Here is a 20,790-nt window from a genome sequence, read left to right on the forward strand (position 1 = left end):
CGGTCTCGTGGGCTCGGAAATGTGTATAAGCGACAGCCACCGCACCGTCACCGCCCCCGGCGGCGACCTCGCCGTCTACGAATACGGCCATCCGGAGGCCGACACGATCGTCCTCATTCCCGGCATCACCGACACCCACCGCATCTGGAACCGCGTCGCCACCGGACTCGCCGACAGCTTCCACGTCGTCACCTACGACGTCCGCGGACACGGCCGCTCCAGCGCACCCACCCGCACCCACCGCTACCGCCTGCCCCACCTCGCCGACGACCTGTTCGCCGTCCTCGACGCCGTCAGCCCCCGCACACCCGTCCACCTCGCCGGCCACGGCTGGGGCGCGATCCAGATCTGGTACGCCCTCGGCGACCCGCGCGCCAACACCCGCATCGCCTCCGCTACCGCACTGTCGGCACCCCACCTCGACCATCTGGCCCTCGCGCTGCGTGACCTCCGCTGCCCCCGCAGCCCCTGGTGGCGGCTGCCGCGCCTGAGCTGGCTGGTCCTCGGCCGCCGCCTCCTGCACTGGCCCCGCCTGCGCGCCCGCGTCCTCCCCCAGGCCGGCACCTGGCCCACCGACCTGCTCGCCGGCGCCCGGATCGTGTCCGCCAACCTCGTCCACCACCTGCGCCACCCACGCCCGCAACACACCGCCGTACCGATCCAGCTCATCCTCGACCGCGCCGACACCGCCGCCCTGCCCAGCCTGCGGACCCACATCCGCCGCGACGTCGACCGCCTCTGGCTGCGCGAACTGCCCGCCGACCCCTGGCTGCCGCTGACCGAGCCGCTGCTGGTCGTGGAAGCCATCGCCAACTTCATCGACGACCAGCACACCGACCACCGGCCCATCCACTACACCCCGCGCTGAGGAGCCCCGGCAGCTTCCACTAGCCGCGATGCGACAATAGGTGGCGGCACACCCCCGCAGACGAAGGATCATCCGGCAGCACGATGGCTGAGCACACCACGACGACCGCGCCCACCACGTCCCTGCCGGACACCATCGATGCCGAGGAACTGGCGATCTGCCTGCGCGTCCTCGACCAGGCCGCACTGCTCGACGACAAGCACCCCGACTCCGTCGCGGTGCAGCGTGCGGTCGGGCACATGTTCAAGAAACTGAAGCGCCGCCGCCGCGATCAGGCCCGCGCCGCCGTCGCCGAAGCCGACCGGGCGGTGGTTGCCGCGACCGCCACCGGCTCCCCCCACCGCATCGACGACGAGACGGCCGGCATCCCGTTGTCCACCTCCGTCGACGGCGACGCCGCGGGCACCCTGCTGCGCGCACGGCCCTGCTACATCTGCAAACAGCGCTACACCCGCGTCGACCGCTTCTACCACCAGCTGTGCCCCGACTGCGCCGCCCGTAATCACGCCAAACGCGACGCCCGCACCGATCTGTCCGGCCGCCGCGCGCTGCTCACCGGCGGCCGCGCCAAGATCGGCATGTACATCGCCCTGCGGCTGCTGCGCGACGGCGCCCACACCACCGTCACGACCCGCTTCCCCAACGACGCGATCCGCCGCTTCACCGCCCAGCCCGACAGCGCCGAATGGCTGCACCGGCTGCGCATCGTCGGCATCGACCTGCGCGATCCGGCCCAGGTCGTCGCCCTTGCCGACGACGTCGCCGCCCAGGGATCACTGGACATCATCATCAACAACGCGGCCCAGACCGTCCGGCGCTCGGCCGGCGCCTACGCCGCGCTCGTCGAGGCCGAATCCGCGCCACTTCCCGCGGGTGAGCTGCCCGACACCATCACCTTCGGCCACACCACCCAGGCTCACCCGAACGCGCTGACCGCCTCCCTGCACTCCGCGCCGGTACCGACCACCCTGTCCGCCGCCGAGGTCACCGATCTCGCCCTGGTCGCGGGATCCGCCACCCCCGAACGCATTTCGCGCGGCGTGGCGATCGACGCCGGTGGGCTCGTACCCGATCTCGCCCACACCAACAGCTGGGTACAGACCGTCGCCGAGGTCGACGCCACTGAACTGCTCGAAGTGCAGCTGTGCAACTCGACCGCGCCGTTCCTGCTGATCTCCCGGCTGCGGCCCGCGCTCGCCGCATCACCGGCCCGCCGCAAATACGTCGTCAACGTCTCCGCCATGGAAGGCGTCTTCAGCCGCGGGTACAAGGGCCCCGGCCACCCGCACACCAATATGGCCAAGGCCGCGCTCAACATGCTCACCCGCACCAGCGCCGGCGAGATGTTCGAGACCGACCGCATCCTCATGACCGCCGTCGACACCGGCTGGATCACCGACGAGCGCCCGCACTACACCAAGGTCCGCCTCGCCGAGGAGGGCTTCCACGCTCCCCTCGACCTCGTCGACGGCGCCGCCCGCGTCTACGACCCGATCGTGCGCGGTGAAGACGGCGTCGACCTCTTCGGCTGCTTCCTCAAGGACTACGAGCCGTCCAACTGGTGATTCCCAGCCGCGTCGCGGCTTTCTTTGAACGGGTGTTTTTGGAGTCGATTGATCACACGTTGGATCGGTACACATGTTTAGATGCGCATATCTCCGTATCAGTATTGAACCTCGGCCCGCCCAATCTCCGAGGTGGCTTCCGATTTCGTAAGGCACTCGAATCTCTCAGTGCGACAACAGGTACCACCGCCGTCTCCTCCCCAACACGCCGCTGGACTACTCCCCTTCGCGGACGCCGGGGCATTGATCTCTCCGTCCTGACTGTCAGGTGGTGCCGCTCCCCTCCTGGTTGCCGGCACCAAGCCATGTCCGCCAACAGATTGTTAAATGCGCATATGTGCGTACCGGTATCTTTCAGATGTCGAACACCGCCTGCGATCGGAAGGCCATGGGAGGCAACGACGTTCACCCCGGCTACACCGTGGCAGGAGACGAAATTCCGCGCACGTGGTCGACGATCGCTTTAGTCTGGATTACGTGATGTACCGGCTGCTGGCAGATGTCACCGCGGGTGTGCATTTCCTGTTCATCGCCTACCTCGTCGTCGGCGGTTTCGTCGCGTGGCGGTGGCGGTGGACGATCTGGGCCCATATCGCCGCGGTGGCCTGGGGTTTCAGCACGGTCCTCGTCGGCGTCGACTGCCCCCTGACCTATCTGGAGACGTGGGCCAGGGAACGCGGGGGCGAAGCCGGCCTACCGTCGACCGGCTTCATCGCCCACTACATCACCGGGGTTCTCTATCCGAGCAGTGCCTTGGACCTGGTGCGTGTCCTGGTCATGGCGCTGGTGGTGGTGTCGTGGATCGGCTTCGTCCGGCTGGGCAGGCGCCGGCGTTACCGATCGCATCACGCGGTCGCCGAATAGCAGCCGCACCCGCTACTCCCGGCTCATCGCTCGTACCGCACGGACGACGTCGTCACCGGTCAGCTGATCACCGGCAGGAGCGATCAGCCACTGCAGCGCAATACCCTGGAACAGCGCGAAATATAGTTTGGCGACCGCGCGGGCATCGCCGGCCGACAACTCGGGATGCACCGCACGCAGCGGCTCGACGAGCCCCGCGTAGACCTCCTCGGTGGCATGGGAGAAGTACTCCTGGGATTCCGGTGAGCGCGCCACCCGCACTCCGTTCTCGAAGCTGAGAATCAGCTCGTCGGGATGGTTCTGGATGACGTCCATCATGCCGTTCCAGGTGGCCTCCAGCGATTGCGCCAGGGTGCGCCCCTCCCCCGCGTCGCGGATGGCCTCCTCCATCCCCCGGCCGATCTCGTCACCGGTCACCTCCGCGATGGCCTCGGCGACCAACCGATCCTTCGTACCGAAGTGATAGCCGATGGCGGCCAGGCTGACCCCGGCGGCACCGGCGATATCGCGTGCGGTCACCTTGGCGAGACCTCGCTCCAGAATCGCCTTCCTCGCACCCGCCAACAGATCCTCTCGATTACCCATAAGCCCAGGTTACAACGTCTTAGACATTTGTACTAGACAAACGTGCCAGCCATGTGGCACATTTGTCTAAGACGTTCGGACCAACCGATAGGAACCGCCACCATGAACACCGTCTCCCGCCCCCTGAACATCCTGGTCTCCGGCGGCGGCATCGCCGGCAATGCCGTTGCGCTGCAACTGCTTCGAGCCGGCGTCGCGGTCACCGTCGTCGAGCGTGCCACCGCTGCCCGCCCGGGCGGCCAGGCGGTCGATCTGCGTGGCCCCAGCCGCGAAGTGGCCGAGCGCATGGGCCTGATGCCGGGCATCGCCGAGTACCAGCTCGAAGAACTCGGCATCTCCTACATCGATCACAAGGGCCGCAACTACGCGAACATGTCGATGGAACACTTCGAGGGCAAGGGCCCGGTGGCCGAAATCGAGATCACCCGGGGCGACCTGAACCAGGTCCTGCTCGACGCGGTCGCCGCTGCCGGCGGCGAACTGGACTACCGCTACGGCGACTGGATCGAATCGCTGACCCAGGACGGCACCGGCGTGACGGTCGAGTTCGCCTCGGGACGCAGTGGGCGCTTCGATCTCGTCATCGGCGCCGACGGCGTGCATTCGGCGACCCGGCGACTGGCCTTCGGCCCGGAGGAGCAGTTCAGCACGTTCCTCGGTGGCTACGCCTCGTTCTTCACGATGCCCACCCCGGAGGGGGTCACGCCCGGCTGGTTCGCCATGCAGCTGGTCCCGTCCGCCGCGGTCGGCTTGCGGCCCGACCGCGATCCCGCCACCGCCAAGGCGATTCTCACCCTGCTCGGCGAGCCCGACCCGGCGCTGCGCCGCGATACCGCCGCTCAGCAGCGGCTGATCCACGAGAAGATCGGCTCCCAGCCGCACTGGCACGCACCGACGATCCTGGCGGCCATGACCGAGGCCGACGACTTCTACTTCGACGAACTCGCGCGCATCGACATGCCCACCCTGGCGGCCGGCCGCGTGACCCTGGTCGGCGACGCCGGATACTGCGGCTCCCCGATGACCGGCATGGGCACCGCCATGGCGCTCGTCGGCGCCTACATCCTCGCCGGTGAGCTCGCGGCCGATCCCGGCGATGTGCCGGCGGCGCTGCGTCGGTACGAGGAGAAGGTCACGCCGTTTCTCGACAAGGCGAAGGAACTTCCCGGCGGCGGCATCGAGATGATGCTGTCCCCCAGCGACTTCGGCACATCGCTGCGCCGGACCGCCAACCGGATCATGATGTCGAAGCCGATGCGGCCGGTGATGATGAAGCTGTTCTTCGGCAAGACCGACGAGTACGAACTTCCCACGTACGCGGCCTCCAGCGCCGTGAGCGGCCGGTAGGCGCGGGTTACAGCTGGGCCGTCGTGCCCGGCGCCAATCCCTCGGCGAGCCGCAGCTTGGCCGCCACGTCCGAGAGCAGCTCGATCGAGGAGGCGGACAGTCCGGCCGCGGTGGTGAGCAGCCGCCGCAACGCCGGATCGTCCACCGTCGACGACACCAGGTCGTCCCCGGGGGCCGGATCGCCCGGCCCGCCGTCGTTGAACCGGGTCGATTCCACCGCCAGCACCCTGGCCACGGTTTCGACCAGCGCTTGCGACGGGTTGTCCCGGTTGCCCGAGCGCAGCTGGGACAGATAGGTCGCCGATACCGGATGCCCGGCCTGAGTCACGCGAAAAGCCAACGCGCGATTGGTCATCCGGGTACCGTGCACCTGCTCCCACTGCGAGATGACATGGTTGAAACGGTCCGCGAATCTCACCGGCGAAACACCCCCAGGCCGCTGCGAGAAACCGCACGGACCACAACACGAGAAAATGACATGTCGAAACTACCCTCGACCGCATCGTTTCGCGCGCCGACAGGCCGGACGGGGCGAGTCGGCGGCGGGCCGTTACTCTCGCACCGTGCGGCAGACGATCATGGTGGACGTGGACACCGGCATCGACGATGCGCTGGCACTGCTGTATCTGCTGGCGGATCCGCAACTGGAGATCGCCGGAATCGCCTCGACCGGAGGCAATGTGCCCACAGCGCAGGTCGCGGCGAACAATCTGGCTCTGCTGGATCTGTGCCGGGCGCCGGCCATCGAGGTGGCGCTCGGGGCGGCGCAGCCACTGGCGATTCCGCTGCAAACCACCGAGGACACCCACGGCCCGCACGGGATCGGCTATGCCGAATTACCGCCCTCGCCGCGCCCGCTGTCGGATCGTTCGGCGGCGCAGCTGTGGGTCGACACCGTCCGGGCGCATCCCGGCGCGGTCCTGGGCCTGTGCACGGGACCGTTGACGAATCTGGCCCTGGCGCTGGAACTGGAACCCCAACTGCCGCACCTGCTTCGGCGGCTGGTGATCATGGGTGGCGCGTTCCGGCATCCCGGTAACACCACCCCCACCAACGAGTGGAATGTGCATGTCGACCCGGAGGCCGCCAAAGTGGTCTTCGACGCGTTCTCCTCCACGCCGCAGGATCGGCGACCGATCGTCTGCGCGCTCGACATCACCGAGTCGATCGAGATGTTCCCGGAACATCTGCGACGGATCGCCGAACGGGCGCACTGCGCCGGCGCCGCGATGCCGGCACCCGGCGATCCGCCCGGGCTCCGGTCCGAGGCCACCAATCCGATCGTGCGATTCCTGATCGACGCGGTCCGGTTCTACTTCGAGTTCCACCAGCATTACGATCAGGGGTACCTGGCGCATATGCACGATCCGTTCGCCGCGGCGGTCGCGCTCGAACCGACCCTGGCGGTGCTGCGCCCGGCCACCGTGGATGTCGAGCTGGCCGGCACCCTCACGCGCGGCAGCACGGTCGCCGATTGGGCGGGGATGTGGGGCCGCGCGCCCAATGCCGATATCGCGGTCGGCACCGATCCGGCCGCCTTCTTCGATCGCATGATCGCGCGGATCGGTGATTTCGCGGCGACGCTGTATCCGCCGGTGGCACAGGAGGTTCGGTGACGGTCGACCACGGGGACCGGGCGGCGGTCGCGCGATTCCTGAGCAGGGCGGAGCTGCCCGGAATCATCGACGTGCACACCCATTTCATGCCGGACCGGGTACTGCGCAAGGTGTGGGCGTATTTCGACTCCGCGGGCCCGCTGATCGGGCGGCCCTGGCCGATCGCCTATCGAGACGACGAGCAGGAGCGCCTGGATACGCTGCGCGGCTTCGGAGTGCGGGCCTTCACCTCGCTGGTGTATCCCCACAAACCCGATATGGCGGCGTGGCTGAACGAATGGGCCGCCGACTTCGCGGCGCGCACCCCGGACTGCTTGCACACGTTCTATCCCGAACACGGTGCCGGAAGCTATGTGAGCGCGGCGGTCGAATCCGGAGCGCGGATCTTCAAATCACATATCCAGGTCGGTGACTACCATCCCGGCGATCCGTTGCTGACCGAGGTGTGGGGGCTGCTGTCCGAGGCCGGGATTCCGGTGCTGATCCACTGCGGTTCGGGCCCGGCGCCGGGGACTTTCACCGGTCCGGAGCCGATCGCGGCACTGCTGCACCGATTTCCGCGACTGACCCTGATCGTCGCCCACATGGGTGTCCCGGAATACTCGCCGTTTCTCGACCTCGCCGAACGCTACGACAACGTGCACCTCGACACCACCATGTCGTTCACCGATTTCATCGAGGAACGAAACCCGTTCCCGCGCACCGAGTACGCCCGCTTGGCGGACCTGGGCGAGCGCATTCTGTTCGGCAGCGACTTCCCGAACATCCCGTACCCTTACGTTCACGCGCTGGAAGCGCTCGAACGACTCGATCTGGGTGCGGACTGGTTGCGCGCGGTCTGCTACGGCAACGCGGCGCGACTGTTCCTGGTGAAGTGAGCTGTCCGGGGACGAATACTCGTCGCCCGGACAGCCGCTATTTCTCGTCGAAGGCGCGCAGCAGTTCCTCGGCCGCCAGGGCCGGGGTCAGCGAGCCGTCGCGGATCTGCTTTTCCACCTGCGCGCGAATCGCTTTCACGCCGGGACTGTCTGCCAGCCGGCGCAGCAGCTGATCGTGCACCATGGTCCAGGTCCAGTCGACCTGCTGGCGCCGGCGCTTCTCCGCGAACTCGCCCGCCTCGGTGAGCACCCGCCGGTGTTCGAGAACCGTATCCCAGAAGGTGTCCAGACCGGTGCCGTTCAGCCCGCTCATGGTGAGAACCGGTGGGCGCCACAGGGATTCGCGCGGATGGATCAGCCGCATCGCGCCCTGCAGTTCGCGCGCGGCCGCCCGCGCCTCCACCTCGTGGCGGCCGTCGGCCTTGTTGACCGCGACCAGGTCGGCCAGCTCCAGGACACCCTTCTTGATGCCCTGCAACTGATCTCCGGTGCGGGCCAGGGTGAGGAAGCAGAACACGTCGACCATATTGGCGACGGTCACCTCGGACTGGCCCACACCCACCGTCTCCACCAGGATCACGTCGTAACCGGCGGCCTCGAGCAGCACGATGGTTTCCCGGGTCGCCTTGGCGACACCGCCCAGTGTGCCCGCGGTCGGCGACGGGCGGATGAACGCCTCACGCTCGACCGACAGCCGCGCCATGCGCGTCTTGTCCCCGAGAATCGATCCACCGGTGCGGGTCGAGGACGGATCCACCGCCAGCACCGCGACCCGATGTCCCTGGCCGATCAGATACATCCCGAGCGCGTCGATGAACGTCGACTTGCCCACGCCCGGAACGCCGGTGATACCGACGCGATTGGATTCGACGGCGCCACCTTCGGCCGTCAGCTCGAGCAGCAGGCGCTGCGCCGCCTCGCGGTGATCGGCGCGGGTGGATTCGACCAGGGTGATCGCGCGGGCGAGCGCGGCGCGCTGATTGTCGCGGATCGCACCTGCCAGCTCCGCCACATCGATGGTCCGGCGCCGGCCGCCGCCCTGCGACTGCGGTCCGTCCACGCGCAGCGCCGGGGGCAGGCCACGGGCGGTGGACAGGGCCTGGGTTCCGGGCAACTCCGCGTTGGCGGGCAGCCCGGCCCCGGCGGGCGCATCGCCCGCCGGAGTCCGCTCGGCGTCGCTCATTCCGCCTCGGCTTGTCCGCCGATCTCGTGGCCGAGTTCGGCCGCCAGCTTCTGCAGCAGCCCGATCGCGGCATCGGCGATCACGGTGCCCGGCGGGAAGATCGCCGCGGCGCCGGCGGCATACAGCTCGTCGAAATCACCAGGCGGGATCACGCCGCCGACGATGACCATGATGTCGGGGCGTCCGACATCGGCCAGCGCCTGCCGCAGGGCGGGCACCAGCGTGAGGTGACCGGCCGCCAGCGAGGAGACACCGACGATGTGCACGTCGTTGTCGGCCGCCTGCTGGGCCACCTCTTCCGGGGTCTGGAACAGCGGGCCCACATCGACGTCCATGCCGAGGTCGGCAAAGGCGGTCGCGATCACCTTCTGACCGCGGTCGTGCCCGTCCTGGCCCATCTTGGCGACGAGGATGCGGGGGCGGCGGCCCTCGGCCTCGGCGAATTCCTCGACCAGCTCGATGGCCCTGCTGATGTTGGTCACCTTGCCGGCCTCCTCTCGGTAGACGCCCGACAGTGTGCGGATCTCGGCCTGGTGGCGACCGTACACCTTCTCCAGCGCGTCGGAGATCTCGCCGACGGTGGCCTTGGCGCGGGCGGCGTCGATGGCCAGGGCGAGCAGGTTGTTGGCCATCCCGCCGTCGGAAGATGCTGCGGCCCTGGTCAATTCGGCCAGCGCTCGCTCGACCTCGGCACCGTCGCGCTCGGCGCGCAGGCGGCGCAGCTTCTCGTTCTGCTCGGCGCGCACGCGCGAGTTCTCGACCTTGAGGACCTCGATCTCCTGGTCCTCGGTCACCTGGTACTTGTTGACGCCGATCACCGGCTGCGCGCCGGTGTCGATGCGTGCCTGGGTACGGGCCGCGGCCTCCTCGATGCGCAGCTTCGGGATGCCCTCCGAAATCGCCTGCGCCATACCGCCGTGCGCCTCGACCTCGGCGATGTGGGCCCGTGCCCGCTCGGCCAGCTGATGGGTCAGCCACTCCACGTAGTAGGAGCCGCCCCACGGGTCGATCGGGCGCGTGGTGCCCGATTCCTGCTGCAGCAGCAGCTGGGTGTTGCGGGCGATGCGGGCGGAGAAGTCGGTGGGCAGCGCCAGCGCCTCGTCGAGGGCGTTGGTGTGCAGCGACTGGGTGTGTCCCTGGGTCGCGGCCATCGCCTCGACACAGGTGCGCGCGACGTTGTTGAACACGTCCTGCGCGGTCAGCGACCAGCCCGAGGTCTGCGAGTGGGTGCGCAGTGACAGCGACTTCTGGCTCTTGGGTTCGAACTTCGACACCAGCTCGCTCCACAGCAGCCGGCCCGCGCGCAGCTTGGCGACCTCCATGAAGAAGTTCATGCCGATGGCCCAGAAGAACGACAGCCGCGGCGCGAACTGATCGATCTCCATACCCGCGTCCAGGCCGGCGCGAATGTATTCGACGCCGTCGGCCAGGGTGTAGGCCAGCTCCAGGTCGGCGGTGGCTCCGGCTTCCTGGATGTGGTAGCCGGAGATGGAGATCGAGTTGAACTTCGGCATCTTCGCGGAGGTGTAGGCGAAGATGTCGGAGATGATCCGCATCGAGGGCTTGGGCGGATAGATGTAGGTGTTGCGGACCATGAACTCCTTCAGAATGTCGTTCTGAATGGTTCCGGCCAGCTGTTCGGGCTTGACGCCCTGCTCCTCGGCGGCGACGACGTACAGCGCCAGGATCGGCAGCACCGCGCCGTTCATGGTCATCGACACCGACACCTGATCCAGCGGAATCTGATCGAACAGTTCCCGCATGTCCAGGATGGAGTCGATGGCGACGCCGGCCATACCGACGTCACCGGTCACCCGGGGGTGATCGGAGTCGTAGCCGCGATGGGTGGCCAGGTCGAAGGCGACCGACAGACCCTTCTGGCCCGCTGCCAGGTTGCGGCGGTAGAAGGCGTTGGAATCGGCGGCGGTGGAGAAACCCGCGTACTGGCGGATGGTCCACGGCTGATTCACGTACATGGTCGGGTACGGTCCGCGCACGAACGGCGCCACACCGGGCACGCTGTCGAGCGGATAGCCTTCGGCCACAACGGCATCGCGGTCGGCCTTGGTGTACACCGGCGCGACGTCGATACCTTCGGGGGTGGCCCAGACGAGTTGTTCGGGCGCGTAGCCGTTGGCGGCGGCCGATTCGGCGACGAACGCCTCGACGTCGCCGCCGCCGGTCCGCCCGACCGCCGGTTCGCCCAGCGGCACCTCGGCGAAACTGCCGATCACATGGTTCACATCTCGAGTAGTCATTACGCTCCCAGCTTCTCCAGCAGGCCGGACAGGGTCGCCACCGCGTCCATGCGGGCCGTGAGGAATCCGTCCGGCCGCTGCGTGCCGCTCACCTCGGCCACCGCCTTCTCCGGTCCGGCCAGCAGTACCGTCGTCACGCCGGCGTCGCGCAGCTGCTGCACGGCGGGCGCGGCCTCGGTGCCGTAGCGGGCGTCGCTGCCGCACAGCACCGCCATCGTCGCTCCGGATTCCGTTGCGGCCGAGCCGATCGCGGACGTCTCCAGCGCTCCCGGGTTCACCGTTTCGATGCCGCCCGAGGCCAGCACGTTCGCGGTGAAGGTCACGCGCACGTTGTGCTCGGCGACCGGGCCCAGCGGCACCAGCAGCGCACGCGGCCGGCGGCCGTGGGCGGCGAGGTAGGCGTCGGAACGGTTGCGCAGCGCCTCGAAGGCCGCGCCGTAGCGGGCCACCCCGTTCGTGTCACGCGCGGCCTCGGACAGCGGTTCCTCGGCGAGGTTCGGGAATTCGTTGACACCGGTGACCGCGGTGCGGCGGTGGGCGATATCGGATTCGCGGCGGGTCCGGGTGTCGGCGATGCGCTCGGCCAGCAGGCCGGACTCCAGGGCGGCGAGATATCCGCCGGCGCGTTCGAGCTCCTGCATGAACGCCCACGCCGCACCGGCCACATCGGCGGTGAGACTCTCCACATGCCAGGAACCCGCGCCCGGGTCCTGCACATGTCCGAGATGCGACTCCTCGAGCAACAGCAGCTGGGTGTTGCGTGCCATGCGTTCCGAGAACGCTTGCGACACACCGAGTTCCCCGGCCGGCAGGGCCGCGTCGAACGGCAGTACGGTGACCAGGTCCGCGCCGCCCACGCCCGCGCCGAAAGCGGCCAGGGTGGTGCGCAGCATGTTCACCCACGGATCGCGCTGGCTCAGCATCGCCTCCGAGGTGACGGCGTGCTGTGGCGCGTTGCCGAAGTCCGGCGCTCCCGCCTCGTGCGCCACCCGCGCCCACAGCCGCCGGGCGGCACGAAATTTCGCGATCGTCTCGAACTGATCGTCGGTCGCCGCCAGCTGGAAACTCACCTGATCCAGCGCGTCGGCGATATCGAGGCCGGCGTCGGTGAGTGCGCGCAGATAGTCCAGGCCAGCGGCGACGGCCGCGCCGATCTCCTGGGCGTCGGACGCGCCCGCGTTGTGGAAGACGGTGCCGGACACCGTGATCGCCCGGACGGTCTCGGTGCGGCCGGCGGCGGTGCGTGCCAGCTCGACCGCGGCGTCGAGATCGGTGTCGGCCAGTCCGGCGAAGCGGCTGGTCAGCGGCGCCGCGCCGAGGAAGACGTGGATATCGGAGCGGTCGGCCACCTCGTAGCCGTCGAGCAGGGCCAGCACCTGGGCGGCGGCGGCCGGAGTGTCCGCACCCGCCCGCAGGCTCAGCGGAGCCAGCTCGAACAGCAGGCCGCGCAGCGTGTCCGCCAGTCCCGGCACCGGGACGCCGTTCTCGCCCACGCCGAGCCAGACGGAGCTGACGCCGTTCTCCAGGGCCGCGAGGATCTCCTCGTTGACGGCGGCCGGATCCGTTCCGCCGATGCGGGCGCTGACATGCCAGCCGCGGTGCACGTCCCGGGTGCCCTCGTTACCGCGCACGAACGGGAATCGTCCCGGCAGTGGTTGTTCGGGCAGTTCGTCGCGACGGGTGTACAGCGGCGCGACGGTCACTCCGTCGTAATTGGTGACCTCGAGCAGGCGCTCCGGCTCGTCACCGAGTTCGGATGCCTCGACCTTGCGGGATTTGGCCAGTACTCCGGCCACGCCCTTGCGCCATGCGGCGTATCCGGGCACGGTGTCCGCACCCGGATCTGAACCAATCGGCATCGCTGCTGTACCTCTTCCACTCGACTCCGATACTTCACTCGTACCGGATACCTACGCTGGGACCCAACTCTTCGCAGCGCCTTCGCAACCGCCTGTGTGACCCCTTCACAGTGCGACGGGCGTGCGATATCGGCAGGTCGACGACCAGTTCGGTTAACGATCATTCATCAACCTTCATTCGATGCTAGCCCGGTGTTCGCATACTCTTCGCACAGCCTCGCCATACCGACCGGTAACCTGTCGCGGTGCCGAGGACGACGGATGTGGCGTTGCGACTACTGCGCAATCGACGGCTCGTGATGCTGGCGATCCTGGCAACCGCCCTGATCGCGGTCGCCCTGCTGGCCCCGCATCCGGCCCCGCAACAGATTCGGGATTGGGCCGATTCGGTCGGCCCGGTCTTTCCGCTGCTGTTCTTTCTCGTCCACGCGCTCGTGACGGTGGCGCCGTTTCCGCGCACCGTGTTCACACTGAGCGCCGGACTGTTGTTCGGGCCGATTCTCGGCATCACCCTCGCGGTCGCCGCGACGACGGTCAGCGCCGTGCTGGCTCTGCTGCTGGTCCGGGCGCTGGACCGGGATCAGGTCGCCGCGCGGTTGACCCATCCGGCGGTGCGGGCGGTGGATCGGCGGCTGGCCCGGCGCGGCTGGCTCGCGGTCGGCTCGCTGCGATTGATCGCGCCGGTGCCGTTCTCGGTGATCAATTACTGCGCCGGACTGTCCTCGGTGCGGATGATGCCCTATCTGCTGGCCACCTTCGTGGGCATCATTCCCGGCACCATCGGCGTCGTCGTCCTCGGAGACGCGCTGACCGGCCGGACGAACCCGGGTCTGCTGGTGCTGTCGGGGGCGTGCATCACCATCGGCGTGATCGGGCTGATCGTCGACGCCCGCTGGGGCGCAGAGCAATTCGCGGCCGTCGCCACCGAGGCGGCCGAGGAGCCGGCACCGCACTGACGCGCGAGCGCCGCGGCCGCTCAGCGCGCGCGCAGTGCCAGACCGGCCGGAACCGCCTCGAAGGCCTCGCGCACTCGGTCCGTCAGCGCGTCCCGGCCGCCGCGGCCGTCGGCGCGGACCCATTCCCGGCCGGCCACACTCCACGCCGAGGTCACCAGTTCGGCCAGGACGTGCAGTCGCAGATCGTCCGCGGGCAGTTCCAGGCGGTCGGCGAGGATCGTGACCGCATCGGCCTTCACGCCGTGGCGGTGGTACTCGACGTAGGCCAGTAGCGCCGGTGTGGTGCGGATGAGCCGGCGCGTCGCGACATACCGGCGATCCCACTCCGGTTCCAGCTCGGCGACGGCCGCGGTCAGCGTCTCTCGCAAACCGTCCAGCACCACTCCGGTCAGCGGACGATCCGCCAGCCCGGCGAGATATGCGGACCACAATTCGGCCTCCGCCTCGATGGCGGCCGCCTCCTTGGCCGGATAGGTGCGGAAGAAGGTGCTGCGCGACACCTCGGCCTCGTCCACGAGTTCGTCGAGCGTCGTCGCGTCGAATCCACGTGCGGTGAACAGCCGCAGGGCAGCGTCGGCCAGCGCGCGGCGGGTGCGCAGCCGTTTGCGCTCACGCAGCGGCAGCGTGCGGTCGGATGCGGGATCGGGCATGCCGAGATGCTATCCGAACCCGGTTCCGAGGCACGTAAGAAACTGAGATTCGAACGACACTTGCGCTCGTATGGAACTCAGTGTCAGAATTGGCGCACTGTCCCGCAGTCAGGAGTCCGCCATGTCCCCCGTCACCCTCGATCCGTCGGTCATCGGCCAGGCCGAAAAGCATCACAACGCGCTTCTGCATCGAGTCCTCGCCGGTACCGGCGTCGACGAGGCGCAGTGGATCACTCTCAGCCAGGCCGCGGCAGCCGGCGGCACCGTCGATCGAGAGCGGCATATCGCCACCCTCGCCGCGAAGACGACCTGGGCGCCCACTGTGGTCGCGACCGCCGCGACGCGGCTCACCAAGCGTGATCTGATGCGCGAGGCGCCGGGTGGTGAACTCGTGGTCACCGAGTCGGGTGCTCGCCTCGTCGCGGACATCCGCTCCCGGACGAGCGCGGTGCTCGGCCGCGTCTACGGTTCGGTCCCGGCGGCCGACCTCGCGGTTGCGGGGCAGGTTCTCAGCATGATCACCGCCGGTTTGTCCCGCGAATTGGAAGGCTGACGATGACCACCCCCGCCGCGCGGGAACGGAATTCCTGCTCGGCCGACATCGTCTCCGGTACCGGAACGAGATAAAGCTCGTCCTCGCTCGGTAATGATGAGCGACCGGGAGTATCGACCGCCGTAATAGGGCGGCCCGACCAGTGATCGGCTCTCGCTGCGCACAATCATTGTGTCGTGTCCCCGTCCGGACCAGAGTGCCTGTATCACTTTCGGTCCCGGCAGGAGGATGTATGGCCGCCACCGATGAACCGCGTTCGGGCGCTCGCGCCGTCGATCGTGCGATCGCGGTCCTGAACTGCTTCGACGGCGACGACCCCGAGCTGTCGGTCAGCGAACTGGCACAGCAGACGGGTCTGCCCGTCAGCACCACGCACCGGCTGCTGCAGGCCCTCGTCCGCGGGCGACTGCTGGAACAGGACCATGCCAACGACCGCTACCGCATCGGGCACGGGCTCGCGTCGCTGGCGCGGCCGGCGCTGACGCGACTCGGCCTCGATTCGGCAGCGCCGCACCTCTACGCGCTGGCGGCCAATATCCGCATTTCGGTCAGTCTCAGCGTGCCCGACTCGCGCGACGCGCTGACCGTCTTCCAGGCGCGGCCCCCGGTCTCGTTCTGCCCCAACCAGATTCCGCGGCCCCGACGCCCGTTGCGATCCAGCGCCGCTGGGCACGCACTGCTGGCGTTCTCCCCCGGCGACCGCCTGATCGAGACCTACGCCGGCCGGCACGAGTCCGATCCGCCGGCCTCGGCCGATCTCGACCGGGTCCGCCGCGCCGGATTCGCGGTCGAGGTGATCGACAGCGACGATCCGATCCGTTCGGTCGCGGTGCCGATCGTCGGCCGCGGCCGGCAGGTACGCGGCGCGCTCTGTGTGCAGGCCCGGTCCGCACGCCTCGACACCGACCTGATGCGCTCGATCCTGCCCCCGATGCGCCATATCGCGAACCGGATCGGCCCGCTGCTGCACGCCGAACCCGACGCCGCGGACACATCCTCGTAAGCCCTTCGCACGCCCCGCATTTCGGCTGCGGAATTATCCTCACGCTGATTTCCACACTGTGAAAACACCGTTGCTCACCAGCACGGACAGCCGCACCATGTGATCAACGCAGGTTGCTGTGATCCGTATCGCCGGTCCGAGCACTTTTCGAGAAGGCACCCGATGAACGTCTCCCGACTCTTGACGCGCCGCCGCACGGTGGATCTCATGCGCGTCCCGCACGGGATCTGTCGCGACTGAGCACGGGCGCCATTGCCGTCGCCGAAAGCCCCTGCCAGGCAATTCGTTTCGCCGATCTACCGGTCACCGCCCCCGATGTGCGCGTGGCCGCAGACGCATCCAGTGAAAGAACCGATCATGTCGTTCAGACGACCCCGGGTGGTGCGCGCCCTCGCCGCCGTCCTCGCCCTGCCCGTACTCGCCGCGCTCGCCGCGGGCTGCTCGAGTTCCGGCGCCGGTACCACCGCCGACGGTAAGACCATCCTTCGCTACCAGGGCCAGGCTGGCACGGTCACGCCCTATGAACTGGCCGCCGACCTCGGCTACTTCTCCAAGATCGAGCTGAAGTGGGAGGGCGACACCACCAGCGGGCCGGCCAATATCCAGGCCGCCACCACCAAGCAGATCGAATTCGGCAGCGCGTTCAACGGCGCGGTCGTCAAGCTCATCGCCGGCGGCGCACCGGTCACCTCGGTGCTCAGCTCCTACGGCGCCGACGGGCAGAGCTTCACCGGCTACTACGTCCGCGACGATTCGGGCATCAAGACCGCCAAGGACCTGATCGGGAAGAAGGTCGGCGTCAACACTCTCGGCGCCCATCACGAATTCATCACCCGGCAGTGGTTGCACGATCAGGGTCTCACCGACGATGAGATCAAGCAGGTGCAGCTCGTGGTCCTTCCCCCGGTGAATACCGAAGACGGGCTGCGGAAGGGGCAGATCGACGTGGCGGCACTGGGCGGTCCGCTGCAGGACATCGCGCTCGCGCACGGCGGCATCCACCCGCTCTACACCGACAAGGGCCTGTTCGGCGAATTCGACTACGGCACCTACGTTTTCCGCAACGACTACATCGCCGATCATCAGGACGCGGTGGCCGACTTCGTCCAGGGCACGGCCCGCGCGACCCGCTGGCTGCAGATCACGCCGCACGATCAGGCGGTGGCGCGACTGGCCGACATCATCCACAAGCGCGGCCGCAACGAGAACACCAAACTGCTCGACTCCTACAAGTCGTCCGGCATTCCGGTGCCCGGCGCGGTGATCCAGGAGCGAGAGCTGCAGATCTGGATCGACTGGCTGGTCCGCAACGGTGAGCTGCCGGCCGGGAAGTTCGCGGCCAAGGATCTCTACACCAACAAGTTCAACCCCTACGCCAACGGCAAGTATCCCGCCGAAAGCGGGCCGACCGGAGAGGTGGCGGCCGCCAAATGAGCGTCACGGCAATCAAACTCGCGCTCGACGGGGTACGCAAGGAGTTTCCCGCGCGCGGCGCCGGAACTCCGTTCACCGCGCTGGAGAACATCACCGTGGACGTGCGCGACGGTGAATTCCTCGTGCTGGTCGGGCCGAGCGGTTCGGGTAAGTCGACCCTGCTGGACCTGCTGGGCGGGCTGACCCGGCCGACCCACGGCCAGATCCTGCTCGACGGCCGGCCGGTCACCGGTCCCGGACTCGACCGGGGGATCGTTTTCCAGCAGTACGCGCTGCTGCCGTGGCGCACCGCGCGCGGCAATATCGAATTCGGCTTGGAGGCCAAGCGCATCCGCCGGCGCGAGCGCCGCCGGATCGCCGACGAGTACCTGGAGCTGGTCGGCCTGACCGGCTTCGGCGACCGTTACCCGCACGAGTTGTCCGGCGGCATGAAACAGCGTGTGGCCATCGCCCGCAGCCTCGCCTTCGATCCCGAGGTGTTGCTGATGGACGAGCCGTTCGCCGCGCTCGACGCCCAGACCCGCGAATCGCTGCAGGACGAACTGCTGCGCATCTGGCGCACCACCGGCAAGACCATCCTGTTCATCACCCACGACATCAACGAAGCCGTCTATCTGGGACAGCGGGTGGCCGTGCTCACCTCGCGGCCGGGACGGGTCAAGGCGGTGGTCGATATCGATCTCGACCGCGACACCGACCCGGACGCCGACATCCGCTCCAGCGAACACTTCAGCGAAGTCCGGCATCGGATCTGGTCGCTGCTGCACGACGAGGTGGCCCGCGCACAGGGTCTCGAGCAGGCCGACCTCGCGGCCACCGACAGGAGGTAACACCATGTCCACCACCTTGCCCGCCACCGCCGAACCGGTGCTGGTGTCGAAGAAGTCCTCCGTCCCGACTGTGAGTACGGCCGAGGCTCCCGCTCGCTCCACCGCCGGCACAGGGCGGCAGCTGGCCGCCCTGGCCGGTCGCTGGGGCTGGCGGCTGTTCAAGCCCGTCCTGGTCATCGGCCTGTTCCTGGCCTTCTGGGAGCTCGCGCCCCGCTTCGGCCTGGTCGATCAGATCTTTCTGCCGCCGTTCTCCACCGTCGTGCAGCGCGGAGACGAGCTGATCCGCAACGGCCAGCTGTGGGACAACACCTCCGCCAGTCTGGGCCGATCTCTGGTCGGCTTCGCGATAGCGGTGGCGTGCGCCGTTCCGGCCGGCGTCGCCATCGCGTGGTACAAGCCGGTGGCCGACTTCGTGAACCCGCTGCTCGAACTGTTCCGCAACACCGCGGCGCTGGCGCTGTTGCCGGTGTTCATCCTGATCCTCGGCATCGGCGAGACCTCCAAAGTCGCGATCGTGGTCTACGCCGGCTTCTTCCCGATCCTGCTGAACACCATCAGCGGTGTTCGATCGGTCGACCCGCTGTTGATCAAATCGGCTGTGTCGCTGGGTTTCTCGCCGCTGCGGCTGTTCCAGAAGGTGATCCTGCCCGCCGCGGTCCCGACCATCTTCACCGGCATCCGGATGGCGGCCTCGGCCTCGATCCTGGTCCTGATCGCCACCGAGATGTCCGGTGCGCGAGCGGGACTCGGCTATCTCATCACCGCCGCACAGCAGAATTTCCAGATCCCCGACATGTATGTCGGGATCGTCGCCATCGCGATCGTCGGCCTGGTCTACAACGCCGTACTCGTCGCGATCGAACGCCGCCTCACCCGCTGGCGTCCGCAATCCGATCGCTGAAGCACTACACCGAAGGGACGACGACGCTCTATGTCGCCATCACCGAAAACCTTTCATCTCAACGCCTTTCTGATGGGCGTCGGTCATCACGAGGCGGCCTGGCGCCACCCGCGCACCGAGGAACGGCGCGTGCTCGACGTGAAGCATTTCCAGGAATTGGGCCGCATCGCCGAGCGCGGCAAACTGGATTCGGTCTTCTTCGCCGACGGTCTGGCGGTGGGCCCGCGCATTCAGCGCAATACGCTCGCGGTGTTCGAACCGGTGACATTGCTGTCGGCCATCGCCGCGGCGACCGAACATATCGGTCTCATCGCGACGGCCTCGACGACCTATAACGAACCGTTCAATCTGGCCCGCAAATTCGCCTCGCTCGACCACATCAGCGGCGGGCGTGCCGGATGGAACATCGTCACGTCCGGCAGCGTCGACGAGGCCTACAATTTCGGCTACGACGCCATTCCCGAACATGCTCGGCGATATGAGCGCGCCACCGAATTCGTCGATGTCGCTGTGCGATTGTGGGACAGCTGGGAGTCCTCGGCCATCGTGCTCGACCCCGAGGCCGGTGTCTTCGCCGCCCCGGACAAGGTGCACACCATCGACTACGACAGCGACCGGTTCCGGGTGCGCGGCCCGTTGAACTCCCCGCGCGGACCGCAGGGCCGGCCACTGCTGGTGCAGGCCGGATCCTCCGAGAGCGGCAAGGAATTCGCCGCCCGCTACGCCGAGGCGGTGTTCACCGCGCAGCGCACCCTGGAGGAGGGGCAGCGCTTCTATCGCGATCTGAAATCACGGCTGCCGAAGTACGGCCGCGGTGCCGACGAGCTGAAGGTGCTTCCCGGTCTGGTGCCCTACATCGCCGATACGCCCGCCGAAGCGCTGGCACTGGAGCAGGAGTTCACCGATCTCATCTCCCCCGACTACGCGTTGCGCCAGCTGTCCACGCAGCTGGGGATCGATCTGACCGACCATCCGCTGGACGCGCCGCTGCCGCCGCTGCCGGTGGAAAGCGAGATCGAGGGCAACAAGTCCCGGTTCACGCTGGTCAAGGAGCTGGCCACGCAGGAGCAGCTGACCGTGCGCCAGCTGATCGGCAAGCTCGGCGGCGGGCGCGGACATCGCAGCTTCGCCGGCACGCCGGAGCAGATCGCCGACGAACTGCAGACCTGGTTCGAGGCGGGCGCGGCGGACGGATTCAACATCATGCCGCCGTATCTGCCCGGCGGACTCACCGATTTCGTCGACCGGGTGGTGCCGATCCTGCAGGAACGGGGCCTGTTCCGCACCGAATACACCGCCGACACCCTGCGCGGGCACTACGGACTCGCGCCGGTGGAGAGCCGGTTCGCGGCCGGAGCCGCGATCAGCGCCTGACCGGCGGATACAACGCGACAGGCCCCTTCCGGGTAGATCCGGGAGGGGCCTGTCTGCACGCTGTGT

At 68.1% G+C, this 20,790-nt stretch carries 19 protein-coding genes; 13 read left to right on the forward strand and 6 right to left on the reverse strand.

Annotated elements, in window-relative coordinates; all coding sequences use genetic code 11:
- From C8258_RS00005 to C8258_RS00015, 3 genes are all read left to right on the forward strand, one after another.
- Nucleotides 1-868: alpha/beta fold hydrolase (locus C8258_RS00005; RefSeq protein ID WP_369974683.1), on the forward strand; the 868-nt coding region annotated here is incomplete at its 5' end.
- 83 nt (nt 869-951) lie between these two features.
- Nucleotides 952-2,433, forward strand: a complete 1,482-nt coding sequence (locus C8258_RS00010; protein WP_106953311.1) for an SDR family NAD(P)-dependent oxidoreductase — start codon at nt 952-954, stop codon at nt 2,431-2,433.
- 480 nt (nt 2,434-2,913) lie between these two features.
- Nucleotides 2,914-3,297 carry a DUF2784 domain-containing protein gene (locus C8258_RS00015; RefSeq protein ID WP_106953312.1) on the forward strand — a complete coding sequence of 128 codons (384 nt, stop codon included), beginning with the start codon at nt 2,914-2,916 and terminating at the stop codon, nt 3,295-3,297.
- A gap of 12 nt (nt 3,298-3,309) precedes the next feature.
- On the opposite strand, the gene C8258_RS00020 is transcribed toward C8258_RS00015, so the two are convergent.
- On the reverse strand, nt 3,310-3,882 hold the full coding sequence (locus tag C8258_RS00020; RefSeq protein WP_106953313.1) for a TetR/AcrR family transcriptional regulator: 573 nt from the start codon (nt 3,880-3,882) through the stop codon (nt 3,310-3,312).
- 51 nt (nt 3,883-3,933) lie between these two features.
- Between C8258_RS00020 and C8258_RS00025 the strand changes: the two genes are divergently transcribed.
- Entirely contained in the window at nt 3,934-5,229 is a 1,296-nt protein-coding gene (locus C8258_RS00025) for an FAD-dependent monooxygenase (RefSeq protein WP_233224858.1), read from the forward strand.
- 7 nt (nt 5,230-5,236) lie between these two features.
- On the opposite strand, the gene C8258_RS00030 is transcribed toward C8258_RS00025, so the two are convergent.
- Entirely contained in the window at nt 5,237-5,647 is a 411-nt protein-coding gene (locus C8258_RS00030; protein WP_106953315.1) for a hypothetical protein, read from the reverse strand.
- Nucleotides 5,648-5,792: 145 nt separating this feature from the next.
- On the opposite strand from C8258_RS00030, the gene C8258_RS00035 reads away from it, so the two are divergent.
- Nucleotides 5,793-6,845, forward strand: coding sequence for a nucleoside hydrolase (locus C8258_RS00035; protein WP_304598366.1), 1,053 nt, complete (start codon nt 5,793-5,795; stop codon nt 6,843-6,845).
- Nucleotides 6,842-7,723, forward strand: coding sequence for an amidohydrolase family protein (locus tag C8258_RS00040; RefSeq protein ID WP_106953317.1), 882 nt, complete (start codon nt 6,842-6,844; stop codon nt 7,721-7,723). Before C8258_RS00035 ends, C8258_RS00040 begins: the two co-directional genes overlap by 4 nt.
- A gap of 37 nt (nt 7,724-7,760) precedes the next feature.
- Here the strand turns inward: C8258_RS00040 and meaB are convergent, their stop codons facing one another.
- The 3 genes from meaB to C8258_RS00055 are packed head-to-tail and all read right to left on the reverse strand — an operon-like array spanning nt 7,761 to nt 13,023.
- Complete coding sequence (gene meaB, locus C8258_RS00045; protein WP_106953318.1) at nt 7,761-8,906, reverse strand: methylmalonyl Co-A mutase-associated GTPase MeaB; 1,146 nt, start codon at nt 8,904-8,906, stop codon at nt 7,761-7,763.
- On the reverse strand, nt 8,903-11,164 hold the full coding sequence (gene scpA / locus C8258_RS00050; RefSeq protein WP_106953319.1) for a methylmalonyl-CoA mutase: 2,262 nt from the start codon (nt 11,162-11,164) through the stop codon (nt 8,903-8,905). Before scpA ends, meaB begins: the two co-directional genes overlap by 4 nt.
- A complete protein-coding gene (locus C8258_RS00055; protein WP_106953320.1) occupies nt 11,164-13,023 on the reverse strand; it encodes a methylmalonyl-CoA mutase family protein in 1,860 nt (619 codons plus the stop codon). The genes scpA and C8258_RS00055 overlap by 1 nt, the downstream gene beginning before the upstream one ends.
- A gap of 299 nt (nt 13,024-13,322) precedes the next feature.
- Between C8258_RS00055 and C8258_RS00060 the strand changes: the two genes are divergently transcribed.
- Nucleotides 13,323-13,979, forward strand: a complete 657-nt coding sequence (locus C8258_RS00060; RefSeq protein ID WP_106953321.1) for a TVP38/TMEM64 family protein — start codon at nt 13,323-13,325, stop codon at nt 13,977-13,979.
- A gap of 20 nt (nt 13,980-13,999) precedes the next feature.
- On the opposite strand, the gene C8258_RS00065 is transcribed toward C8258_RS00060, so the two are convergent.
- Nucleotides 14,000-14,629 (reverse strand): TetR family transcriptional regulator, encoded by a 630-nt coding sequence (locus tag C8258_RS00065; RefSeq protein WP_106953322.1) that lies wholly within the window; start codon nt 14,627-14,629, stop codon nt 14,000-14,002.
- A gap of 121 nt (nt 14,630-14,750) precedes the next feature.
- Between C8258_RS00065 and C8258_RS00070 the strand changes: the two genes are divergently transcribed.
- From C8258_RS00070 to C8258_RS00095, 6 genes are all read left to right on the forward strand, one after another.
- Nucleotides 14,751-15,182, forward strand: a complete 432-nt coding sequence (locus C8258_RS00070) for a hypothetical protein (protein ID WP_146161124.1) — start codon at nt 14,751-14,753, stop codon at nt 15,180-15,182.
- A 232-nt stretch (nt 15,183-15,414) separates the two neighbouring features.
- Nucleotides 15,415-16,185 (forward strand): IclR family transcriptional regulator, encoded by a 771-nt coding sequence (locus C8258_RS00075; protein WP_106953324.1) that lies wholly within the window; start codon nt 15,415-15,417, stop codon nt 16,183-16,185.
- A 357-nt stretch (nt 16,186-16,542) separates the two neighbouring features.
- The gene (locus tag C8258_RS00080) at nt 16,543-17,619 is read left to right on the forward strand and encodes an ABC transporter substrate-binding protein (protein WP_106953956.1); all 1,077 of its coding nucleotides are present in this window, start codon (nt 16,543-16,545) and stop codon (nt 17,617-17,619) included.
- The gene (locus C8258_RS00085; RefSeq protein ID WP_063063220.1) at nt 17,616-18,449 is read left to right on the forward strand and encodes an ABC transporter ATP-binding protein; all 834 of its coding nucleotides are present in this window, start codon (nt 17,616-17,618) and stop codon (nt 18,447-18,449) included. The genes C8258_RS00080 and C8258_RS00085 overlap by 4 nt, the downstream gene beginning before the upstream one ends.
- 4 nt (nt 18,450-18,453) lie before the next feature.
- Complete coding sequence (locus tag C8258_RS00090; protein ID WP_106953325.1) at nt 18,454-19,350, forward strand: ABC transporter permease; 897 nt, start codon at nt 18,454-18,456, stop codon at nt 19,348-19,350.
- Nucleotides 19,351-19,380: 30 nt separating this feature from the next.
- Nucleotides 19,381-20,724, forward strand: coding sequence for an LLM class flavin-dependent oxidoreductase (locus C8258_RS00095; RefSeq protein ID WP_106953326.1), 1,344 nt, complete (start codon nt 19,381-19,383; stop codon nt 20,722-20,724).
- Nucleotides 20,725-20,790 lie beyond the last annotated feature (66 nt).

Origin of the sequence: Nocardia sp. MDA0666, from assembly GCF_003023875.1 — a bacterium.
GTDB classification, from domain to species: Bacteria; Actinomycetota; Actinomycetes; order Mycobacteriales; family Mycobacteriaceae; genus Nocardia; species Nocardia aobensis.

Bases quoted from the DNA above. Each gene is read 5' to 3' on its own strand.
- C8258_RS00065 (WP_106953322.1), bottom strand. From the start codon at position 14,629: ATGCCCGATCCCGCATCCGACCGCACGCTGCCGCTGCGTGAGCGCAAA.
- C8258_RS00015 (WP_106953312.1), top strand. From the start codon at position 2,914: ATGTACCGGCTGCTGGCAGATGTCACCGCGGGTGTGCATTTCCTGTTC.
- C8258_RS00070 (WP_146161124.1), top strand. From the start codon at position 14,751: ATGTCCCCCGTCACCCTCGATCCGTCGGTCATCGGCCAGGCCGAAAAG.
- C8258_RS00060 (WP_106953321.1), top strand. From the start codon at position 13,323: ATGCTGGCGATCCTGGCAACCGCCCTGATCGCGGTCGCCCTGCTGGCC.
- meaB (WP_106953318.1), bottom strand. From the start codon at position 8,906: ATGAGCGACGCCGAGCGGACTCCGGCGGGCGATGCGCCCGCCGGGGCC.
- C8258_RS00080 (WP_106953956.1), top strand. From the start codon at position 16,543: ATGTCGTTCAGACGACCCCGGGTGGTGCGCGCCCTCGCCGCCGTCCTC.
- C8258_RS00090 (WP_106953325.1), top strand. From the start codon at position 18,454: ATGTCCACCACCTTGCCCGCCACCGCCGAACCGGTGCTGGTGTCGAAG.
- C8258_RS00095 (WP_106953326.1), top strand. From the start codon at position 19,381: ATGTCGCCATCACCGAAAACCTTTCATCTCAACGCCTTTCTGATGGGC.
- C8258_RS00020 (WP_106953313.1), bottom strand. From the start codon at position 3,882: ATGGGTAATCGAGAGGATCTGTTGGCGGGTGCGAGGAAGGCGATTCTG.
- C8258_RS00025 (WP_233224858.1), top strand. From the start codon at position 3,934: ATGTGGCACATTTGTCTAAGACGTTCGGACCAACCGATAGGAACCGCC.
- C8258_RS00010 (WP_106953311.1), top strand. From the start codon at position 952: ATGGCTGAGCACACCACGACGACCGCGCCCACCACGTCCCTGCCGGAC.
- C8258_RS00085 (WP_063063220.1), top strand. From the start codon at position 17,616: ATGAGCGTCACGGCAATCAAACTCGCGCTCGACGGGGTACGCAAGGAG.
- C8258_RS00075 (WP_106953324.1), top strand. From the start codon at position 15,415: ATGGCCGCCACCGATGAACCGCGTTCGGGCGCTCGCGCCGTCGATCGT.
- scpA (WP_106953319.1), bottom strand. From the start codon at position 11,164: ATGACTACTCGAGATGTGAACCATGTGATCGGCAGTTTCGCCGAGGTG.
- C8258_RS00055 (WP_106953320.1), bottom strand. From the start codon at position 13,023: ATGCCGATTGGTTCAGATCCGGGTGCGGACACCGTGCCCGGATACGCC.